The following is a 19,161-nucleotide window of genomic DNA, read 5'->3' as shown; positions in this document are numbered from 1 at the left end:
CGGCTATAACTACAGCTACTTGGTCGCCGAATCGGCCGCGGAGGCGGCTGTCGTGGACGCCGACGCGCTGTCGCCCGCGAACACCGACACCGCCGCCTTGGCCGCCGCCTCGACCAGCGAGACGCCCTTCGCCTGCGTCGTGTTGCCGTTCGACAGCACCGCCACCAGGTAGTCGTGACCGTCGACGGTCACCCGCCCGATGCTGTTGATGTCCCACAGCCCGGTCGTGCTGCGCGCCAGCCAGCCGTTCTTCAGCGCCCACGAGGAGCCGTCGGCGGCGGCCGAGACACCCCAGTGCTGGTCGGCGGCTATCTGCCCCATCAACCCCTGGACGTACGTCCGCGAGGCCTCGCTCAGCTTCGAGTCGTCCCCGAAGACCTGCTGGAGCAGGGTGAGCTGGTCGGCGGCCGTGGTCTGGGTCAGCCCCCACAGCATGTCGTCGCCGCCCGCGGTGTCCGCGAGCCCGAACCGCTCGTTCGCCGCGTCGAGGCCCTTCGCCTTCCCGATGATCCGCCACAGCGCCGACGCCGAGTCGTTGTCGCTGTTCTCGATCATCGCGGTGGCGTACGACTTCTCGGTCGCGGTGAGATGCCGTCCCGCGTCCTGCGCCTGGAGCAGCAGTGTCGCCAGGATGTCGACCTTGACGATGCTCGCCGTGTCGAAGGCCCCCTCGCCGTAGGCGGCGCCGTCCCCGGAGTCCAGGTCGAGGACGGCCGCGGAGACGTCCGCGTCACCGGACACGGTGACCGCCTTCATCGCGGTGCGCAGCAGGGCGTCGTAGTCCACCTCGGGATCCGCCACGGGCTCCACCGATGTCCCCCCGTCCGTCGACTCGGACTCGGACTCGGACGCCGAGGCCGACGGCGCCGTCGACGACGATGCGGGCCCCGTACCGGAGTGCGCCTGCGCCTTCACGTACGCGGTGCCGCCCGCCGTCGCGCCCAGGACGGCGACGGCGGCGAGCGCGGTGTAGAGGAGAGGGCGGCGCCGGGACGGCCGAGCGCGGCGGCTGCGACGTGCTCTGGAAGACTCCATGCAGGCGATGGTCGGGGCGGCGACTGTGCGCTTCGTAAGACGCACGTTAGAGGTGTGTCAGCGAACTCTGAGAAACCCGTGAAAGTGGTGACCGCCGTGTTTCCGGCCCCGCACAAGCCCAGCAGCATCCCCCCGATAAGGTCGGTCACCGTGGCGAACAAGAACATTCCCGACTCCGGCTTCTCCGACGACGACGGCACCGCCGACCCCCGGCTGAGCGCCGCGCTCGCCGCCTGGGCCGAGGACCGCACCGCCGTGGGACCCGTCCTGGCGGCTCTCAAGGGGGCCCGGCTGCTCGTCCCGGTGGTGGCCGTGCTCGGCGAGGTCGAGGAGGACGAGAAGGGGCTGCGCCGCGAGAAGACCAGCGACATGGCCGTCCCCACCCTGAAGGCGGGGGCCCGCACCGCCCTGCCGGCCTTCACGTCCACCGACTCCCTGGCCCGCTGGGATCCGGCGGCCCGCCCCGTCGCCGTGCCCCTGCACCAGGCGTTGCAGGCCGCCGCGCACGAGAAGGCCGACACGGTCGTGCTGGATCTGGCCGGGCCGGTGGCCTTCGAGCTGACGGGGCCGGCGCTGCTGGCGCTCGCCGAGGGGCGTACGACGACGGATCCGCTCGCCGATCCGGCGGTCCGGGACGCGGTACGGGACGCGGTGGCCGCCGAGCCCGACGTGGTCAGCGCCCACCTGGGGCCGGGCCAGGCCGACGGCACCCTCGCCCTGGTCCTCGACCCGGCCGCCGTGCCCGCGGAGGCCGCACGGGCGGTGGCGCGGCGGCTGGCCGCCGACGAGACGCTGAGGGCCCGCCTGGTGCGCGGCCTCGACCTGGCACTGCTGCCGGCCGGGACGACGCCTCCGGGCGAGCCCCTGTACGTAAGAGACCGAGCGACGAGGTCGAGCTAGCCGTAGATGGGGCCCGTGTACTTCTCGCCCGGGCCCTGGCCCGGCTCGTCCGGGACTAGGGACGCCTCGCGGAAGGCCAGCTGCAGCGACTTCAGGCCGTCGCGCAGCGGGGCCGCGTGGAAGGAGCTGATCTCGGTCGCGCTCGCGTCCAGCAGACCGGCGAGGGCGTGCACCAGCTTGCGGGCCTCGTCCAGGTCCTTGTACTTGTCGCCCTCCTCGGTCAGCCCGAGCTTCACGGCCGCGGCGCTCAGCAGGTTGACGGCGACCGTCACGATCACCTCGACGGCCGGGACCTCGGCGATGTCACGGGTCATCTCGTCGTAGTCGGGGGTGCCGGGGCCCGCGGTCTCGGGGTTCTGCTCGGGGTTCTGCGAGGGGGAGGTCTCACTCATGCCCCACACGATAGGCGCAGGGCGGGCCGACCCCGTATCGAGGCTCGATTGGCCGTTCCTGGCGCAGGCTGCTAATCTCGTGTACAGACCGGTCGGACACGCGTGCCCCTCAGCAGGCGGGCCCGGCCCACAAGTGGAGGCTCCGATCTCCCACCCGACTGTCCCCCAGGGACGGCGGGTCACCCCGGTCAGGCGATCACCATCGTTCCGTACGGACGATGGAGTCGCCCGGTAGTGCGCCCCGCGATCCCTCGCGTCGGTGCTCCGGTAGTGCTTGGAGCCCCGCATGTGATCGTTCGGGGCATTTTTTGTGCTTCGACGTGGTTGTGAGACTACCGAACACAGACGTTACGCGGCCGTCCGCCAGACCGCCGTGTGGTGCTACCAAGGAGGATCCATCAGCACCGAGCCCCGCATCAACGACCGGATTCGCGTCCCCGAAGTGCGACTTGTCGGTCCCAGTGGCGAGCAGGTGGGCATCGTCCCCCTGGCCAAGGCACTGGAGCTTGCGCAGGAGTACGACCTCGACCTGGTCGAGGTGGCGGCGAGCGCCCGCCCGCCGGTCTGCAAGCTCATGGACTACGGGAAGTTCAAGTACGAGTCGGCCATGAAGGCCCGTGAGGCGCGCAAGAACCAGGCGCACACGGTCATCAAGGAAATGAAGCTCCGGCCGAAGATCGACCCGCACGACTATGACACCAAGAAGGGTCACGTCGTTCGGTTCCTCAAGCAGGGCGACAAGGTCAAGATCACGATCATGTTCCGTGGTCGCGAGCAGTCCCGGCCGGAGCTCGGCTACCGACTGCTGCAGCGTCTCGCGTCGGACGTCGAGGACCTCGGGTTCATCGAGTCGAACCCGAAGCAGGACGGCCGGAACATGATCATGGTTCTGGGTCCGCACAAGAAGAAGACCGAGGCGATGGCCGAAGCGCGTCAGGCGCAGGAGGCCCGCAAGGCCGAGGCGAAGGCCAACCCCGGCAAGTCGCAGAACCCCGCGGACGTCGACGGCGTCGAGGGTGAAGAGGGCGACGACGGCATCGAGATCGCCGACGACGCCGAGCTCGCCGAGACCCCTGCCGAGGCTTCCGCCGAGGCGTGAATCCTAGGGACGCGAGTCCCCTGGACATAACCGAAACAGCAGCGACGCTCCACACCGTGCCCGGTTCTCGAACCGGGCACCGGAGCGCACCGACGAGGAGAGAACGGCGCTATGCCGAAGAACAAGACGCACAGCGGTGCCAGCAAGCGCTTCAAGATCACCGGCTCCGGCAAGGTGCTCCGTGAGCGCGCCGGCAAGCGCCACCTGCTCGAGCACAAGTCGTCCCGCGTGACGCGTCGCCTCACCGGCAACGCCGAGATGGCCCCGGGCGACGCCGCGAAGATCAAGAAGCTTCTCGGCAAGTGACGTTCGCGGCGCCTGATCCCTTGATCACCGCGCGCCGTACGTCTGGACCGGGACCCCATCGATTCCGGGTCGTGTGACGACAACCACGACCCCGCTACAAGGAGTAAAAAGTGGCACGCGTCAAGCGGGCAGTCAACGCCCACAAGAAGCGCCGGGCGATCCTCGAGGCGGCCTCCGGCTACCGCGGTCAGCGTTCGCGCCTGTACCGCAAGGCCAAGGAGCAGGTCACCCACTCGCTGGTCTACAACTACAACGACCGCAAGAAGCGCAAGGGCGACTTCCGTCAGCTGTGGATCCAGCGCATCAACGCCGCTGCCCGCGCCAACGGCATCACGTACAACCGCTTCATCCAGGGTCTGAAGGCCGCGAACGTCGAGGTCGACCGCAAGATCCTCGCCGAGCTCGCCGTGAACGACGCCGGTGCGTTCGCCGCGCTGGTCGAGGTCGCGCAGAAGGCCCTGCCGGCGGACGTCAACGCGCCGAAGGCCGCGTGACGCTGCGTCGGCTCTAGCCGACGTGACTGAGGACCCGCAGGTTTCCAGACCTGCGGGTCCTGCTGTGTCTGCACATACTTCTGAGGTGAACCGGATGTCTCCTGCCAGCCCCGAGCCGATCTCCCCCCGTTCCCCCCGTGTCGCCGCCGCCCGGCGGCTCGCTCGGCGGAATTTCCGGGGCAAGGAGCGGCTGTTCCTCGCGGAGGGGCCGCAGGCCGTGCGGGAGGCGGCGGGGTACGGCCGGGACACCCTCGTGGAGCTGTTCGCCACCGTCGAGGCCGCGGAGCGTTACGCGGAGATCATCGAGGAGGCGCGGGACGCCGGCGCCCGGGTCCACCTCGCCGACGAGCAGGTCATCGCGGAGATCTCCACCACCGTCACCCCCCAGGGCCTCGTCGGGATCTGCCGGTTCCTGGACACGCCGTTCGAGGAGATCCTCGCCGCCCGGCCGAAGCTCGTCGCCGTGCTGGCCCATGTGCGCGACCCCGGGAACGCCGGCACCGTCCTGCGGTGCGCCGACGCCGCCGGGGCCGAGGCCGTCGTCCTCACCGACGCCTCCGTCGACCTCTACAACCCCAAGGCCGTCCGCGCCTCCGTCGGGTCGCTGTTCCATCTGCCGGTCGCCGTCGGGGTCCCCGTCGAGCAGGCCGTGGCGGGGCTGCGGGACGCCGGGGTGCGCATCCTCGCCGCCGACGGCGCGGGCGAGGACGACCTCGACGACGAGCTGGACAAGGGCGCCATGGGCGGGCCCACCGCCTGGGTGTTCGGCAACGAGGCCTGGGGGCTCCCCGAGGAGACCCGGGCCCTCGCCGACGCCGTCGTGCGCGTCCCGATCCACGGGAAGGCCGAGAGCCTGAACCTCGCGACCGCCGCCGCCGTATGTCTCTATGCATCGGCCCGTGCACAGCGCGCCTCCGGAGGGTGCCGCTCCGTCACCGAGAGCTAGTAGGGTGACGTGCCCGGAGGCCCTTGTCTGGGAGGTGGGGTACGGGGATGAGCGTCGGCACGAGCAGCGCACCGGGAGCGGCCCGACCCGCCGGTGACCTCGCCGAACTCGGCATCGACCCCGACGACCTGCCCGACGGGCTGGTCGTCGCCGACGAGCACGGGCACGTCGTCTGTTTCAACGCCGCCGCCCAGCGCATCACCGCCGTCCCCGCCGAGGAGGCCCTCGGACGGCGCCTGGAGAAGGCCCTGCCGTTGGAGGACCTCGAAGGCCGCCGGTGGTGGCAGCTGACCGACCCCTACGGCGGGCTCGCGATCCGGGTCGGCCAGCCCGAGCGCAACCTGCTGCTGCCGGGCGGGCGCGAGGTGCTCGTCACCGTCCGGTACGTCCGTGCCGAACCCACCGGGCCCGTCCGGCGCGTCGTCGTCTCGCTGCGCGACACCGAGGCCCGCCGCCGCACCGAGCGCAGCCACGCCGAGCTGATCGCCACCGTCGCCCACGAACTGCGCTCGCCCCTCACCTCCGTGAAGGGCTTCACCGCCACCCTGCTCGCCAAGTGGTCGCGCTTCACCGACGACCAGAAACGGCTGATGCTGGAGACCGTCGACGCCGACGCCGACCGCGTCACCCGGCTCATCGCCGAACTGCTGGACATCTCGCGCATCGACTCGGGACGGCTCGAGGTGCGCCGCCAGCCCGTCGACATAGGCGCGGCCGTGGGACGGCACATCCAGGCCTACGTCGCCGCAGGCCAGCCCGCCGACCGGTTCCTGCTGCGCATCGAGCAGCCGCTGCCCGCCCTGTGGGCCGACCCCGACAAGGTCGACCAGGTGCTGAGCAACCTCATCGAAAATGCGGTGCGCCACGGCGAGGGAACCGTCACGATCGACATCACGCCCGCCGCGTCCCCCCGGGAAGGGGAGGACACCGGCACGTCGGTCACCGTGAGCGACGAGGGCGCAGGCATCCCGGAGGAGTCCATGAACCGCGTCTTCACCCGCTTCTGGCGGGGCAGCAAGCGCGGCGGCACCGGCCTCGGGCTGTACATCGTCAAGGGCATCGTCGAAGCCCACGGCGGCGTCATCACGGTCGGCCGCGCCGTCGGCGGCGGCGCCGAGTTCCGATTTACGTTGCCCGTGAGCGCTCCGGCCTATCTGACCTGAGCGCCCGCGGGCGCATCCGTATACCTCCACCCCGTTAGACTCGGCCTTTGGCACCTTTGTGTCCCATGGACGGCCCTCTGACCTCTGCGTGAGTCGGGGACGGGGACCTTCAGCCAGCCAATCGGAAGCACGGGAAGAGATGTCGGCACCGAATAAGTCGTACGACCCTGTAGAGGTCGAGGCCTTGAAACCGGAAGAGATCGAGCGCATGCGGGACGGGGCGCTCGCCGCCTTCGCCGCCGCGGGCTCCCTCGACGCGCTCCAGGAGGCCAAGGTCGCCCACACCGGCGGCGCCTCCCCGCTGGCCCTGGCCAATCGAGAGATCGGCGCCCTGCCCCCGCACGCCAAGGCCGCCGCCGGCAAGCTCGTCGGCCAGGCCCGAGGCGCCGTGAACAAGGCCCTCGCCGTCCGCCAGGAGGAGCTGGAGGCCGAGCGCGACCAGCGCGTCCTGGTCGAGGAGGCGGTGGACGTCACACTGCCCTACGACCGCGTGCCGGCCGGCGCCCGCCATCCGCTCACCACGCTGTCGGAGCGCATCGAGGACGTCTTCGTGGCCATGGGCTACGAGGTCGCCGAGGGCCCCGAGATCGAGGCCGAGTGGTTCAACTTCGACGCCCTGAACATCGGCCCGGACCACCCGGCCCGCGGCGAGGCGGACACGTTCTTCGTGCAGGGCCCGCAGGGCGGCACCGAGTCCGGCGTCGTGCTGCGCACCCACACCTCGCCGGTCCAGATCCGCTCGCTGCTCGACCGCGAGCTGCCGGTGTACGTGATCTGCCCCGGCCGTGTGTACCGCACGGACGAACTCGACGCCACGCACACGCCCGTCTTCCACCAGGTCGAGCTGCTCGCCGTGGACGAGGGCCTGACCATGGCCGACCTCAAGGGCACTCTGGACCACATGGTCCAGTCGCTGTTCGGCGAGGGCATGAAGACCCGGCTGCGGCCGAACTTCTTCCCCTTCACCGAGCCGTCCGCCGAGATGGACATGGTCTGCTACGTCTGCCGCGGCGAGTCCGTCGGCAACCCCGACCGCCCCTGCCGCACCTGCTCCAGCGAGGGCTGGATCGAGCTCGGCGGCTGCGGCATGGTCAACCCCAAGGTGCTGGCCGCCTGCGGTGTCGACCCGGAGAAGTACAGCGGCTTCGCCTTCGGGTTCGGCATCGAGCGGATGCTGATGTTCCGCCACAACGTCGAAGACATGCGAGACATGGTCGAGGGTGACGTCCGGTTCACTCGGCCGTTCGGGATGGAGATCTGATGCGGGTCCCGCTTTCCTGGCTGCGGGAGTACGTCGACCTGCCGGCCACCGAGACCGGCCGTGACGTACAGGCCAAGCTCGTGTCGGCCGGTCTCGAGGTCGAGACCGTCGAACAGCTCGGCGCCGACCTCAAGGGCCCGCTCGTCGTGGGCCGGGTGCTCACCATCGAGGAGCTCGAGGGCTTCAAGAAGCCCATCCGCTTCTGCACCGTCGACGTCGGCGCCGCCAACGGCACCGGGGAGCCGCAGGAGATCGTCTGCGGCGCCCGCAACTTCGCCGTCGGCGACAAGGTCGTCGTCGTCCTCCCGGGCGCCGTCCTGCCCGGCAACTTCTCGATCGCCGCCCGCAAGACCTACGGCAAGACGTCCCACGGCATGATCTGCTCCGGCGACGAGCTGGGCATGGGCGACGACGGCAGCCACGGCATCATCGTGCTGCCGCCCGAGACCGAGGTCGGCAAGGACGCCGTCGAGCTCCTCGAACTGGTCGACGAGGTCCTCGACATCGCCGTCACCGCCAACCGCGGCGACTGTCTGTCGATCCGCGGCGTCGCCCGCGAGGTCGCCATCGCCTACGGCCTGCCGCTGCGCGACCCCGCCCTGATCGACGTACCGGCGCCGAACGCCTTCGGCTACCCGGTGCAGGTCTCCGAGCCGATGGGCTGCGACCGCTTCACCGCCCGCACCGTCACCGGTCTGAGCCCCGAGGCGCGCTCCCCGCTCTGGCTCCAGCGCCGGCTGCAGAAGGTCGGCATGCGCCCGATCTCCCTCGCCGTCGACGTCACCAACTACGTGATGATGGAGCTCGGCCAGCCGCTGCACGCCTACGACCGCACGCTGGTCCAGGGCACGATCGGCGTCCGCCGGGCCGGAGAGGGCGAGCAGCTCGTCACCCTCGACGGCGCCACCCGCACCCTGCACGCCGAGGACCTGGTCATCACCGACGAGCGCGGCCCCATCGGCCTCGCCGGCGTGATGGGCGGCGCCAACACGGAGATCGCCGACCACGACGTGGAGGGCTCGACGACCGACGTGGTCATCGAGGCCGCCCACTTCGACGCGGTGTCGATCGCCCGCACGGCCCGTCGGCACAAGCTGTCCTCCGAGGCGTCCAAGCGCTTCGAGCGCGGGGTCGACCCGCAGGCCGCGGCGGCCGCCGCCCAGCGCACGGTCGACCTGCTGGTGCTGCTCGCGGGCGGCACGGCCGACGCGGGCGTCACCGAGATCGTCGCCCCGTCCGCCCCGCACACCATCAGCGTCCCGGCCGACCACCCGGACCGGGTCGCGGGCGTCGTGTACGGCCGCGAGACGGTCGTACGGCGGCTGCAGGAGGTCGGCTGTGACGTGTACGGGCAGGACGAGCTGCTCGTCACCGTCCCGTCCTGGCGTCCCGACCTCGCCGAGGTCAACGACCTGGCGGAGGAGGTCATCCGCCTGGAGGGCTACGAGAACCTGCCCTCCACGCTGCCCAGGCCCTCGGCGGGCCGCGGCCTGACCCGCAGGCAGCGCCTGCACCGCCGCGTCGGCCGTGCACTGGCCGGCGCCGGCTACGTCGAGGCGCCGAACTACCCGTTCGTGAGCGAGCAGGTCTTCGACCAGCTCGGCCTGGCCGCCGACGACCCGGCCCGCCGCGTCGTCAAGCTGACCAACCCGCTCAACGACGAGGAGCCCGCACTCCGTACGTCGCTGCTGCCGGGCCTGCTCGGCGCCTTGCGGCGCAACGACGGGCGGGGCAGCCACGATCTGGCGCTGTTCGAGACCGGGCTGGTCTTCCTGCCGGGCGAGGGCACGGGCGAGGGCGAGGGTGTGGCGCAGGGCGTCGCCGGTCACCTCCCCGTCGACCGCCGCCCGACCGACGCCGAGCTGGCGTCGCTGAACGCCGTGCTGCCCGAGCAGCCGCGCCATGCCGCCGTCGTCCTCGCGGGCGCCCGCGAGCAGGCCGGCTGGTGGGGCCGGGGCCGTCCGGCCGACTGGGCCGACGCGGTCGAGGCGGCCCGGGCCGTCGCCCGGGAGGCCGGCGCCGAGCTGGTCGTCCGGGGCGGCCAGTACGGGCCGTGGCACCCGGGCCGCTGCGCCGAGCTCGTGGTCGTCGTCGACGGCGCGGAGCGGGTCGTAGGACATGCGGGTGAGTTGCACCCGCGCGTGCTCAAGGCGCTCGGGCTGCCCGCGCGCACCTCCGCGATGGAGGTGGACCTGGACGTCCTGCAGTCGGTCGGCGACGACACTCCGCAGGCGCCGAGCATCTCGACGTTCCCCGTCGCCACGCAGGACGTCGCGCTGGTCGTCGACGCGTCCGTGCCGCACGCCGCCGTCGAGGCCGCGCTGCGCGCGGGGGCGGGTGAACTGCTGGAGGGCATCCGGCTGTTCGACGTCTACGAGAACGTGGAGCAGTTGGGGGAGGGGCGTAAGTCGCTCGCCTATGCGTTGCGCTTCCGCGCGGTCGACCGGACGTTGACGGTCGACGAGGCGTCGGCTGCCCGGGATGCGGCGGTCGCCCTCGCGGGCGAGCGGACGGGAGCGGTCCTGCGGGGCTGATGCCGTGCGCCGACCGCGGCACGTGTGCGGCTGGTCGCGCCCGGCGGCGGAGCCGCATATCGATGCAGCCCCGCGCCCCTGGGGGCTGGGGGCTGCGTCCCAGCCCCCAGGGGTTCCCTCACTCATCCGAGTGACGATCTCAGGCGAAACGGTCCTCCTCGGCCCTGACGTGGACAGAATCGGACCGGCCTTTCGGGGCCGGTCGGTCTGTGCTGTCAGGGCCTAGGGGGGCCATCGACATGTTCGGCATCAGGCGGCCGCTGCGCCGGGCCCTCGCGCTGGGGTTGCCCACGGCCTGGGGCGCCCTGGCGGTCGCCTACAAACTGACCTGCCCGCTGGCCCAGCAGAACGGGCTCGGCGCCAGGATCGTCACCAGCGCCGTCTTCTTCGCCGTGGGGACGGGGCTGGTACTCCATCTACGACACGCCCTGCTGCGCGAGCTGAAACAGGTCCGCCGGGTCGCCGGGGCCGCCCAGAGCGTGCTGTTGCGCCCGCCGCCCCCACACGTCGACGGACTGAACGTGGCCGCCGCCCAGCTCTCCGCCGACCGTGGGGCCTCCGTCGGCGGCGACCTGTACGAGGTCATCGCCACCGAGCACGGCGTACGGGTCGTGATGGGCGACGTCCGCGGACACGGACTGCCCGCCCTCGGCGCCGTCGCCGCCCTCCTCGGCAGCTTCCGCGAGGCCGCGCACGACGAGCCCGACCTCGGCCGCGTCCTGCGCCGACTCGACCGCACCCTGACCCGGCATCTGCGAGACCGGACCTGCGACGACGAGGAGTTCGTGACGGTCCTGCTCCTGGAGATCGGCCGGGACGGCGAGATCCGCACCCTGAACTGCGGACATCCCTGGCCGTATCTGCTCAGCGGCACGGAGGTGACACCCCTGTCCCGCGCGGATCCCCTTCCGCCGCTCGGCCCCTTTCCCCTGCCGGCCGACCTTTCGGACATGCCGTGCGGGCGTCTGTTCCAGGGCGAGTCCCTCGTCCTGTTCACGGACGGAGCGGAGGACGCGAGGGACCGACGGGGCCGCTTCTTCTCCCTGCCGGCCGCGCTGGAGAAGGCCCTGCACGACGACCCCGTCTCGCCTCAGCAGATCGTGCACACAGTCCGCGGCGCACTGCTCCGTCACACGGCACACACCCCGACGGACGACATCGCCTTACTGGTACTGGAGAACGGGCGGGCGCACGGATGTCCGTCAGGGGCGCGGGGCGGTGTCGACATGCGGCTGCGCCGCGGGGCGCGACCGGCCACGACGAACCCGCGGCCGACAACGCGCCCTTAGCCCCTGAGGTTCCGCCCACCCGCGGAGCGCTACGCCGGGCCGCCGCTTTATGAGGGGGAGCCGGCGGCCCGGCCGGCCTCTTGCGAGGCATTTCAGTCAACCGGCTGCGAACCCTCCGCGACAGTGCGCGCACCCTGCGGATACGCGTACTCCGTTCACACCCCGTGTGAAGACGCACCCACTACTCTGACGGCACCGAGGCACCGGGGGGCACCCATGCAGCCCAACACTCTGCTCGACGCGATCCTGGACGAGGCGGGCATCTCGCACGCGGGCCTCGCCGCCCACGTCAACCAGGCCGGACGGGCCCGCGGACTGGCCCTGCGCTACGAGCACACGGCGGTCGCCCGCTGGCTGAAGGGCCAGCGGCCGCGCGGTCAGGTGCCCGACCTGATCTGCGAGGTGCTCGCGGGCCGGCTGCACCGCCCGGTCACCCTCGACGACATCGGCCTCGGCGTCCCGGGCGCGCCGGCCACCGCGCACGGCTCCTCGCTGTCCGGCTTCGTGGAGCGGGCCACCGCCCTGTGGCGCTCCGACGAGCAGCAGCGCCCGCATCTCCTCGGCGCGCCCGCGGTCACCGGGACTCCCGCCGTGATGCCCGTATGGGAGTGGGAGAACCCGCCCGAGGACGTCGACGTCTCGCGCGGCGGCCGGCACCGGGTCACCTCCGCGGACATCGAGATGCTGCGCGCGGCCCGCGCCCACTACGAGCAGATGTACCGCAAGGCCGGCGGCATCGCGACCCGCAGCCGTATCGTCGGCTTCCTCAACGCCGAGACCGCCCCGCTGCTGCGCGGCAGCTACACCGACGAGACGGGCCGTCAACTGCACCGGGCCACCGGCGGGTTGGTCGCGGTCGCCGGCATCTGCGCGTACGACTCCGACGCGCACGGCCTCGCCCAGCGCTACTTCCACCAGGCGCTCAGACTCGCGAAGGCCAGCGGGGACCAGGGTCTTGGGGCGTATGTCATCGCCCTGCTCGTCAACCAGGCGCTGTTCATGCGGGAGTACCGGCAGGCCGTCGCCTTCGCGGAGGCCGCGCTGCGGACCGCAGGCCGGCACATCACCCCCGCTCTCGCCTCCGACCTGTACGCGATGCAGGCCAAGGCGTACGCCCACCTCGGCGACGGCACGAGCGCCCTGGCGTGCATCCGGCGGGCCGAGACGGCCGCCGAACGCATCCGGCGCGGGCGCGAGCCCGACGAGACCGGCTATGTCCAGCCCGGTCTGGTCAACGTCCAGGTGGCGGAGGCCCTGCTCAGCCTGGGCGACATCGCCGCCGCCGCGGAGCACGCCACGGCCGCGGTCGACAGTCCGGCGCACGATCGGGGGCGGGTGCACCGGCTGGCCATGCTCAGCACGATCGAGCTGCGCCAGGGCCATGCCGACAAGGCGGTGGTCACCGCGGTGCAGATGGCCGAACAGGCCCGAGGGATGGAGTCCCAGCGTCTGCGCGACAGACTCCGGGCGGTGCGCGAGCACCTGGCGCGCAGCAGCTGCGCGGGCACGGCCGAGGCCGCCGAACTGATCGACGGAGCCCTGCGCGTACCGCTCTAGAACGGCCCGGAGGGGGAACCCGAACACCGGCGAGGCACAGTCCCTGCTGCGATATTGCCACTCACCCGACGGAAGGTGGCAGAACCGTGCAGTGGACAAAACAGAACGAACGAACTGTGTATGAAAACCGCTGGTTCAGTGTCAATCTGGCCGATGTGGAGCTGCCGGACGGCCGACACCTCGACCACTTCCTCATACGGCTGCGGCCCGTCGCCGTGGCCACGGTCGTCAACGAGGCCAACGAGGTCCTCCTCCTGTGGCGGCACCGCTTCATCACCGACAGCTGGGGGTGGGAACTCGCGGCGGGCGTCGTCGAGGACGGCGAGGACATCGCCCGCGCGGCCGCCAGGGAACTCGAGGAGGAGACCGGCTGGCGACCGGGGCCCCTGCACCACCTCATGAGCGTGGAGCCGTCCAACGGCCTCACGGACGCCCGGCATCACATCTACTGGTCGGACGAGGGCGAGTACGTGGGACATCCCGTGGACGACTTCGAGTCGGACCGCCGGGAATGGGTTCCTCTCAAGCTCGTCCCCGACATGGTCGCCCGTGGGGAGGTCCCGGCCGCCAACATGGCAGCCGCGTTACTGCTGTTGCACCATCTCAGGCCCAGCTGATCGGCTGGACCGGTCCTAGTGTCCGAGGGCCTGCCAGACCGTCACCGCCAGAGCGCCGACGGCGGTCAGCGCCGCGATGGCCGGCAGCGGCCAGCGGGCGTGTTCCAGCGTGACGATCCGGGTGCTCAGTTCGTCGATCTCCTTGGCGGACTCCTCGGTCCGGTGCGTCAGCAGCGCCAGTCCGCCCTCGACGCGGGCGTACGCCACGTCGAGTCGACGACGTAACTCTGCGAGTTCTCCATGGACGACGGGATGCTCGGGATCGGCGGTCACGTGTCCGCTCCTTTCCGTAGTCGTCTCACATCCCTTGCATGTGCATGAAGAGTGAACTCGCCTGGTGGGCCGATGGGGAGAGTGTGCGAGCGGCATATGCGGGCCCGGCGCGCACACGGTGTGTGAATGCCGCGGGCCCGGCGCTCCGAAGAGCGCCGGGCCCGTACCGAACACGGTGGGTAGTCAGTAGGTGTAGAAGCCCGAGCCGGTCTTACGGCCGAGGCGGCCCGCGTCCACCATGCGCTGGAGCAGCGGGGGAGCGGCGTAAAGCGGCTCCTTGTACTCGTCGTACATCGACTGCGCGACCGAGGCGACCGTGTCCAGGCCGATCAGGTCGGACAGCTTCAGCGGGCCCATCGGGTGGGCGCAGCCCAGCTCCATGCCGTTGTCGATGTCCTCGCGGCTGGCGATGCCGGTCTCGAACATCCGGATCGCGGAGAGCAGGTAGGGGATCAGCAGCGCGTTCACCACGAAGCCGGAGCGGTCCTGGGCGCGGATGGCGTGCTTGCCCAGCGTCTTCTCGGCGAACAGCTGCGCCCGGCTGAGCGTGCCCTCGGAGGTGGTCAGCGCCGGGATCAGCTCGACGAGCTGCTGCACGGGGGCCGGGTTGAAGAAGTGGATGCCGACGACCTGGTCGGGCCGTGAGGTGGCGACCGCCAGCTTCACCAGCGGGATCGAGGAGGTGTTGGAGGCCAGGATCGCGTCCGGGCGGGTCACCACCTGGTCGAGGACCTGGAAGATCTCGGTCTTGACGCCCTCGTTCTCGACGACGGCCTCGATCACCAGGTCGCGGTCGGCGAACTCGCCGAGGTCGGTGGTGAAGCTCAGGCGCGCCAGGGTGGCGTCCCGGTCCTCCGCGGAGATCTTGCCGCGGTCGGCGGCCTTGGCCAGGGAGTTGAACAGCCGGGTGCGGCCGATCTCCAGGGCTTCGCCGGTGGTCTCGGCGACCTTGACGTCCAGCCCGGCACGGGCGCAGACCTCGGCGATGCCGGCCCCCATCTGGCCGCAGCCCACCACTCCGACGCGTTGGATGTCGGTCACATCGTCCCCTTCGCTGCGCTGTCTCTGCCGGCTGTGACAGGTCTGCCGGATCGTGGACCGGGTTTCGGTCGGCGTCCCGGTCGGCCTGCTCCGATCGTGCACGTTACTAGCAAGTATCGATGATCGATCGTCGGGGTGGGGGCATGCTGTGCCCCGAGACGATCCGTGACCGAGCGGATCCACGGTGTAGTGGGGATGTGTGCGATGGGGCGACTGACCCGCCGGGCGTTCGCGCTGGCGGCGCTGTCGGTGGTCACGACGACGGGTGCGGGCGCGACGACGGGCACGGCGACGGGCGCGACGGCCGGTTCCCGACGCCCCCGTGCGGCGGGCGAGAGCGAGATGCGGGGCATGTGGCTGGCCACGGTCACCAACCGCGACTGGCCGTCCAAGGCGGGCCTGACCGCCGCGCAGCAGCGCGCGGAGCTGATCGCCTGGCTCGACCTGGCGGTACGCAACCGCCTCAACACGGTGGTCTTCCAGGTGCGGCCCGCGGCCGACGCGCTGTGGCCCTCGTCGTACGAGCCGTGGTCGCAGGTCCTCACCGGCACCCAGGGCAAGTCGCCCGGCTGGGACCCGCTGGGCACGGCCGTCACCGAGGCCCATGCGCGCGGACTCCACCTGCACGCCTGGTTCAACCCCTACCGGGTCTCCACCCAGGCCGACCCCGCCAGGCTCGTCGCCTCCCACCCCGCGCGCAAGCACCCCGACTGGGTGGTGACGTACGGCGGGAAGCTCTACTACAACCCCGGGCTGCCGGAGGTCCGCGCCTTCGTCCAGGACGCGATCCTCGACGCGGTGTCGAAGTATCCCGTGGACGCCGTGCACTTCGACGACTACTTCTATCCCTACCCGGTGGCCGGCCAGACCTTCGACGACGACGCCGCCTACGACGCCCACGGCGGCGACTTCTCGACCCGGGCCGCCTGGCGGCGCGACAACATCGACAAGCTGGTGCTGGAGACGGCGGCCCGGATCAAGGCCGTACGCCCGAGCACGCAGTTCGGGATCAGCCCCTTCGGGGTGTGGCGCAACGTCGCCAGCGACTCGCGCGGCTCGGACACCCGGGCGCTGCAGTCGTACGACGACATCCACGCCGACACCCGGAAGTGGGTGCGCGAGGGCTGGATCGACTACGTCGTACCGCAGCTGTACTGGAACATCGGCCTCTCCGCCGCCGACTACGCCAAGCTCGTGCCCTGGTGGGCGGCGGTGGCGAAGGGCAGCCGGACCCGGCTGTACCTCGGCGAGGCGCTGTACCGGCAGGGCGATCCGGCGCAGCCCGCGGCCTGGCAGGACCCGGCCGAGCTGTCGCGGCACCTGGATCTGGGCGACGCGTACCCGCAGGTGCGCGGGCACGTCTTCTTCGCCGCCAAGGACGTGCGGACGGACCGGATCGGCGCGATGGCCCGGGTGGTCGCCGACCACTACGGGCAGACGGCGAAGCCCCCGAGCTGATCCACCGTTCTGATCCGCGCGTGATGATCCACGGCGGGGATCCACCGTGGTGATCTACGGCTCTGATCTACGGCTCTGATCTGCCGTTCTGATCTGCCGTTCTGATCTACCGAGTGTCCTGGGACCTGTGGCGGATCTCCGTGTCGGGGCCGGGGGAGCACACGCCCACGTGGCCGTCCGCGAAGCGGACGCGGTACGGGGGGTTGCCCTCCTGGCCCATGACCTCGACGATCTCGCCTACCTTGTCGTGTTCGCCGACCACCCTGCCGTGCTGGACAAGCTGGTCGCCCTTGCTCGCATGCATCTGTGGGGCCTCCTCACCTGGTGGGGGAGCAGCGGACGTCGTACGTACCTCAGCCGCGTGCCCGCTGCGTGACGGCGATGCAGACGAGCACGGCCGCCGCCGTCAGCGGAGCGGCGGGCGTGAGGTGCTCGCCCAACAGCAGCACCGACCACACCAGTGTGAGCAGCGGCTGGGCCAACTGCAACTGGCTGGCCTTGGGGATGCCGATCGCCGCCATGCCCCGGTACCAGACGACCAGCCCGAGGAACTGCGACCCGGCCGCGACCCACAGCAGCCCGGTCACGCTGTGGGCGGTCAGGTGCACGGGCTCCTGCGCCAGCGCGAGGGCGGCGGCGGGCACGCTGAGCGGCAGACAGAGCACCAGCGCCCAGCCGATGACCTGCCAGCCCGGCATGACCCGGGCCAGCCGGCCGCCCTCGGTGTAGCCGGCCGCGCACACCAGCAGCGCCCCGAACAGATACAGGTCGGCGCCGGTGAGGGCGCCGCCGCTCTGCTGCACGGTGAACGCGGCCACGGCGGCGGCGCCGGCCAGCGCCGCCGCCCAGAAGGCGCGCGAGGGGCGGGCTCCGACGCGCAGGGCGGACAGCAGCGCGGTCGTCAGCGGCAGCAGGCCGACCACGACGGCGGCGTGCGCGGTGGTGGACGTCTTCAGCGCGAGCGTGCTCAGGAGCGGGAAGCCGACGACCACTCCGGCGGCCACCACGGCGAGCCCCGCCCAGTGCCGCCGGGCGGGCGGCGGGACGCGGAGGGCGAGCAGACATCCGCCGGCGATCAGCGCGGCCAGGACGCAGCGCACGGCGACCAGGGACCACGGTCCGAAGCCCTCCAGGCCCCAGGCGGTGGCCGGGAAGGTGAGGGAGAAGGCGACGACGCCCAGAGCGGCCTGGAGCGTGCCGAGACCGCTCGCCCGGGGCTCCGCCTGCGGGGGGCTTGTCTGCGGGGTGGTGACTGCTATCGGCGGTGCGGCGATAGCGCTACTCTGTGTCTTCATGTACGAGAGTAGCAGTGCGGGTGGCAGTGTGAGCGAGCTGGCGAATCAGCTGCGTCGGGAGCTGGACCGCTACTCGCCGGGTGGAAAGCTCCCGTCGAGCCGGGCTCTGGTCGAACGGTTCCGGGTGAGCCCCGTGACCGTCTCGCGCGCCCTGGCGCAGCTGTCCGCCGAGGGACTGGTGGTGACCCGGCCCGGCGCCGGAGCCTTCCGGGCCCGACCGGCCCGTACGACCGCCGCCCCGGCCGGCGACACCTCCTGGCAGGAGGTCGCCCTCAGCGCGGACGGGGCCGCCGACCTGATCCCGCGCTCGGTCGACGCCTCCGGCGTCACGGTCTCGCTGGCCGCCCCGCCGCCCGGCGTGATCGAGTTCAACGGCGGCTATCTGCACCCCTCGTTGCAGCCGGAACGCGCGATGGCCGCCGCCCTGGCCCGGGCCGGACGGCGGCCCGGCGCCTGGGGGCGGCCGCCGCTGGAGGGCCTGCTGGAGCTGCGGGAGTGGTTCGCGCGCACCATCGGCGGCGCGGTGACCGCGGCCGAGGTGCTGGTCGGCGCGGGCGGCCAGGCGGCGCTCACCACCGCCCTGCGCGCCCTCGCCCCGCCCGGCGCGCCGGTGCTCGTCGAGTCGCCCACCTACCCCGGCATGCTGGCGATCGCCCGCTCGGCGGGGCTGCGCCCGGTGCCCGTCCCGGTCGACCCGGACGGGGTGCGCCCGGAGCTGCTCGCCGACGCGTTCCGGGCGACCGGCGCCCGGGTCTTCGTCTGCCAGCCGCTGTTCCAGAACCCGACCGGCGCCGTCCTGGCCCCCGCCCGGCGCGGCGAGGTGCTGCGCATCGCACGGGAGGCGGGCGCGTTCGTCGTCGAGGACGACTTCGTACGCCGGCTCGCGCACGCGGACGCCGGAGCGCTGCCCCGGCCGCTGGCCGCCGACGACGCCGACGGCGTCGTCGTCCACGTCAGCTCGCTCACCAAGGCGACCTCGCCCAGCCTCCGGGTCAGCGCGCTGGCCGCCCGCGGGCCCGTCCTGGAGCGGCTGCGGGCCATTCAGGTCGTCGACGCCTTCTTCGTGCCCCGCCCGCTCCAGGAGGCGGCCCTCGAACTCGTCGGCTCACCGGCCTGGACACGTCATCTGCGCTCCCTCGCGGGCGAGTTGAAGGAACGGCGCGACACCATGACCGCCGCCCTGGCCCAGCGCCTGCCCGAACTCGCGCTCCCGCACATCCCGTCCGGCGGCTACCACCTGTGGCTGCGCCTGCCCGACGGCGCCGGGGGCGCCTCCCAGGCCTTCGGCTCCGGGGCGGACACCGCGTTCACGGCCGCCGCCCTGCGCGCGGGCGTCGCCCTCACCCCCGGCCGCCCGTACTTCAGCGCCGAACCCCCGGCCGCCCACGTCCGGCTGAGCTTCGCCGCGGTCGCGGGCGCGGAGGAGATCACGGAAGGCGTACGACGGCTGCGGGCAGCCTGCGACGAGGTGCTCCCCGGAAATCCGTCGACGCGGTGAACA

At 71.9% G+C, this 19,161-nt stretch carries 19 protein-coding genes; 13 read left to right on the top strand and 6 right to left on the bottom strand.

From position 1 onward, the window contains the following. Positions 1-15 precede the first annotated feature (15 nt). Complete coding sequence (locus OG562_RS07080; protein ID WP_266394888.1) at positions 16-1,035, bottom strand: serine hydrolase; 1,020 nt, start codon at positions 1,033-1,035, stop codon at positions 16-18. Positions 1,036-1,185: 150 nt separating this feature from the next. Between OG562_RS07080 and OG562_RS07075 the strand changes: the two genes are divergently transcribed. Further along, positions 1,186-1,935, top strand: a complete 750-nt coding sequence (locus tag OG562_RS07075) for an SseB family protein (RefSeq protein WP_266394886.1) — start codon at positions 1,186-1,188, stop codon at positions 1,933-1,935. Here the strand turns inward: OG562_RS07075 and OG562_RS07070 are convergent. After that, on the bottom strand, positions 1,932-2,327 hold the full coding sequence (locus OG562_RS07070; protein WP_266394885.1) for a DUF1844 domain-containing protein: 396 nt from the start codon (positions 2,325-2,327) through the stop codon (positions 1,932-1,934). The two genes, OG562_RS07075 and OG562_RS07070, sit on opposite strands and share 4 nt — an antisense overlap. A 373-nt stretch (positions 2,328-2,700) precedes the next feature. On the opposite strand from OG562_RS07070, the gene infC reads away from it, so the two are divergent. From infC to OG562_RS07020, 10 genes are all read left to right on the top strand, one after another. Further along, on the top strand, positions 2,701-3,426 hold the full coding sequence (infC, locus tag OG562_RS07065; protein WP_266394883.1) for a translation initiation factor IF-3: 726 nt from the start codon (positions 2,701-2,703) through the stop codon (positions 3,424-3,426). A 111-nt stretch (positions 3,427-3,537) separates the two neighbouring features. Continuing rightward, positions 3,538-3,732: a 50S ribosomal protein L35 gene (gene rpmI / locus OG562_RS07060; protein WP_006607578.1), complete on the top strand. Its 195-nt coding sequence runs from the start codon at positions 3,538-3,540 to the stop codon at positions 3,730-3,732. A gap of 110 nt (positions 3,733-3,842) precedes the next feature. Next, complete coding sequence (gene rplT / locus OG562_RS07055; RefSeq protein WP_018549117.1) at positions 3,843-4,226, top strand: 50S ribosomal protein L20; 384 nt, start codon at positions 3,843-3,845, stop codon at positions 4,224-4,226. 94 nt (positions 4,227-4,320) lie between these two features. Continuing rightward, positions 4,321-5,172: an RNA methyltransferase gene (locus OG562_RS07050; RefSeq protein ID WP_266394879.1), complete on the top strand. Its 852-nt coding sequence runs from the start codon at positions 4,321-4,323 to the stop codon at positions 5,170-5,172. Positions 5,173-5,219: 47 nt separating this feature from the next. Then, complete coding sequence (locus tag OG562_RS07045) at positions 5,220-6,335, top strand: ATP-binding protein (protein ID WP_266394877.1); 1,116 nt, start codon at positions 5,220-5,222, stop codon at positions 6,333-6,335. A gap of 139 nt (positions 6,336-6,474) precedes the next feature. Beyond that, positions 6,475-7,596 (top strand): phenylalanine--tRNA ligase subunit alpha, encoded by a 1,122-nt coding sequence (pheS, locus tag OG562_RS07040; RefSeq protein WP_266394875.1) that lies wholly within the window; start codon positions 6,475-6,477, stop codon positions 7,594-7,596. Next, the gene (gene pheT / locus OG562_RS07035) at positions 7,596-10,130 is read left to right on the top strand and encodes a phenylalanine--tRNA ligase subunit beta (RefSeq protein ID WP_266394872.1); all 2,535 of its coding nucleotides are present in this window, start codon (positions 7,596-7,598) and stop codon (positions 10,128-10,130) included. The genes pheS and pheT overlap by 1 nt, the downstream gene beginning before the upstream one ends. A gap of 239 nt (positions 10,131-10,369) precedes the next feature. After that, entirely contained in the window at positions 10,370-11,419 is a 1,050-nt protein-coding gene (locus tag OG562_RS07030) for a PP2C family protein-serine/threonine phosphatase (protein WP_266394871.1), read from the top strand. 216 nt (positions 11,420-11,635) lie between these two features. Continuing rightward, positions 11,636-12,976: a transcriptional regulator gene (locus tag OG562_RS07025; protein ID WP_266394870.1), complete on the top strand. Its 1,341-nt coding sequence runs from the start codon at positions 11,636-11,638 to the stop codon at positions 12,974-12,976. 86 nt (positions 12,977-13,062) lie between these two features. Beyond that, entirely contained in the window at positions 13,063-13,593 is a 531-nt protein-coding gene (locus tag OG562_RS07020; protein ID WP_266394869.1) for an NUDIX hydrolase, read from the top strand. 15 nt (positions 13,594-13,608) lie between these two features. On the opposite strand, the gene OG562_RS07015 is transcribed toward OG562_RS07020, so the two are convergent. Together OG562_RS07015 and OG562_RS07010 are read right to left on the bottom strand one after the other, a co-directional pair. Further along, positions 13,609-13,866, bottom strand: a complete 258-nt coding sequence (locus tag OG562_RS07015; RefSeq protein WP_266394867.1) for a hypothetical protein — start codon at positions 13,864-13,866, stop codon at positions 13,609-13,611. A 183-nt stretch (positions 13,867-14,049) separates the two neighbouring features. After that, entirely contained in the window at positions 14,050-14,907 is an 858-nt protein-coding gene (locus OG562_RS07010) for a 3-hydroxybutyryl-CoA dehydrogenase (RefSeq protein WP_266394866.1), read from the bottom strand. A 204-nt stretch (positions 14,908-15,111) separates the two neighbouring features. Here OG562_RS07010 and OG562_RS07005 point away from each other — a divergent pair, with 204 nt between their 5' ends. Continuing rightward, a complete protein-coding gene (locus OG562_RS07005) occupies positions 15,112-16,365 on the top strand; it encodes a glycoside hydrolase family 10 protein (RefSeq protein WP_266394865.1) in 1,254 nt (417 codons plus the stop codon). 106 nt (positions 16,366-16,471) lie between these two features. Here the strand turns inward: OG562_RS07005 and OG562_RS07000 are convergent, their stop codons facing one another. Together OG562_RS07000 and OG562_RS06995 are read right to left on the bottom strand one after the other, a co-directional pair. Then, complete coding sequence (locus OG562_RS07000; protein WP_266394864.1) at positions 16,472-16,669, bottom strand: DUF1918 domain-containing protein; 198 nt, start codon at positions 16,667-16,669, stop codon at positions 16,472-16,474. 49 nt (positions 16,670-16,718) lie between these two features. After that, positions 16,719-17,660: a DMT family transporter gene (locus tag OG562_RS06995; RefSeq protein WP_266394861.1), complete on the bottom strand. Its 942-nt coding sequence runs from the start codon at positions 17,658-17,660 to the stop codon at positions 16,719-16,721. Between OG562_RS06995 and OG562_RS06990 the strand changes: the two genes are divergently transcribed. Beyond that, positions 17,659-19,158 carry a PLP-dependent aminotransferase family protein gene (locus tag OG562_RS06990; protein ID WP_266394858.1) on the top strand — a complete coding sequence of 500 codons (1,500 nt, stop codon included), beginning with the start codon at positions 17,659-17,661 and terminating at the stop codon, positions 19,156-19,158. The two genes, OG562_RS06995 and OG562_RS06990, sit on opposite strands and share 2 nt — an antisense overlap. Positions 19,159-19,161: the final 3 nt, after the last annotated feature.

This window comes from Streptomyces sp. NBC_01275 (assembly GCF_026340655.1).
Lineage (GTDB): Bacteria > Actinomycetota > Actinomycetes > Streptomycetales > Streptomycetaceae > Streptomyces.
The sequence above is the reverse complement of the archived record's forward strand: the minus strand, read 5'-3'. Positions and strand labels throughout refer to the sequence as shown.

Excerpts from the sequence above, each read along its gene's own strand:
- pheT (WP_266394872.1), top strand. The coding sequence starts at position 7,596 with ATGCGGGTCCCGCTTTCCTGGCTGCGGGAGTACGTCGACCTGCCGGCC.
- OG562_RS07000 (WP_266394864.1), bottom strand. The coding sequence starts at position 16,669 with ATGCATGCGAGCAAGGGCGACCAGCTTGTCCAGCACGGCAGGGTGGTC.
- OG562_RS06990 (WP_266394858.1), top strand. The coding sequence starts at position 17,659 with ATGTACGAGAGTAGCAGTGCGGGTGGCAGTGTGAGCGAGCTGGCGAAT.
- OG562_RS07070 (WP_266394885.1), bottom strand. The coding sequence starts at position 2,327 with ATGAGTGAGACCTCCCCCTCGCAGAACCCCGAGCAGAACCCCGAGACC.
- OG562_RS07030 (WP_266394871.1), top strand. The coding sequence starts at position 10,370 with ATGTTCGGCATCAGGCGGCCGCTGCGCCGGGCCCTCGCGCTGGGGTTG.
- OG562_RS07045 (WP_266394877.1), top strand. The coding sequence starts at position 5,220 with ATGAGCGTCGGCACGAGCAGCGCACCGGGAGCGGCCCGACCCGCCGGT.
- rpmI (WP_006607578.1), top strand. The coding sequence starts at position 3,538 with ATGCCGAAGAACAAGACGCACAGCGGTGCCAGCAAGCGCTTCAAGATC.
- OG562_RS07050 (WP_266394879.1), top strand. The coding sequence starts at position 4,321 with ATGTCTCCTGCCAGCCCCGAGCCGATCTCCCCCCGTTCCCCCCGTGTC.
- OG562_RS06995 (WP_266394861.1), bottom strand. The coding sequence starts at position 17,660 with ATGAAGACACAGAGTAGCGCTATCGCCGCACCGCCGATAGCAGTCACC.
- pheS (WP_266394875.1), top strand. The coding sequence starts at position 6,475 with ATGTCGGCACCGAATAAGTCGTACGACCCTGTAGAGGTCGAGGCCTTG.
- OG562_RS07080 (WP_266394888.1), bottom strand. The coding sequence starts at position 1,035 with ATGGAGTCTTCCAGAGCACGTCGCAGCCGCCGCGCTCGGCCGTCCCGG.
- OG562_RS07005 (WP_266394865.1), top strand. The coding sequence starts at position 15,112 with ATGGGGCGACTGACCCGCCGGGCGTTCGCGCTGGCGGCGCTGTCGGTG.
- OG562_RS07025 (WP_266394870.1), top strand. The coding sequence starts at position 11,636 with ATGCAGCCCAACACTCTGCTCGACGCGATCCTGGACGAGGCGGGCATC.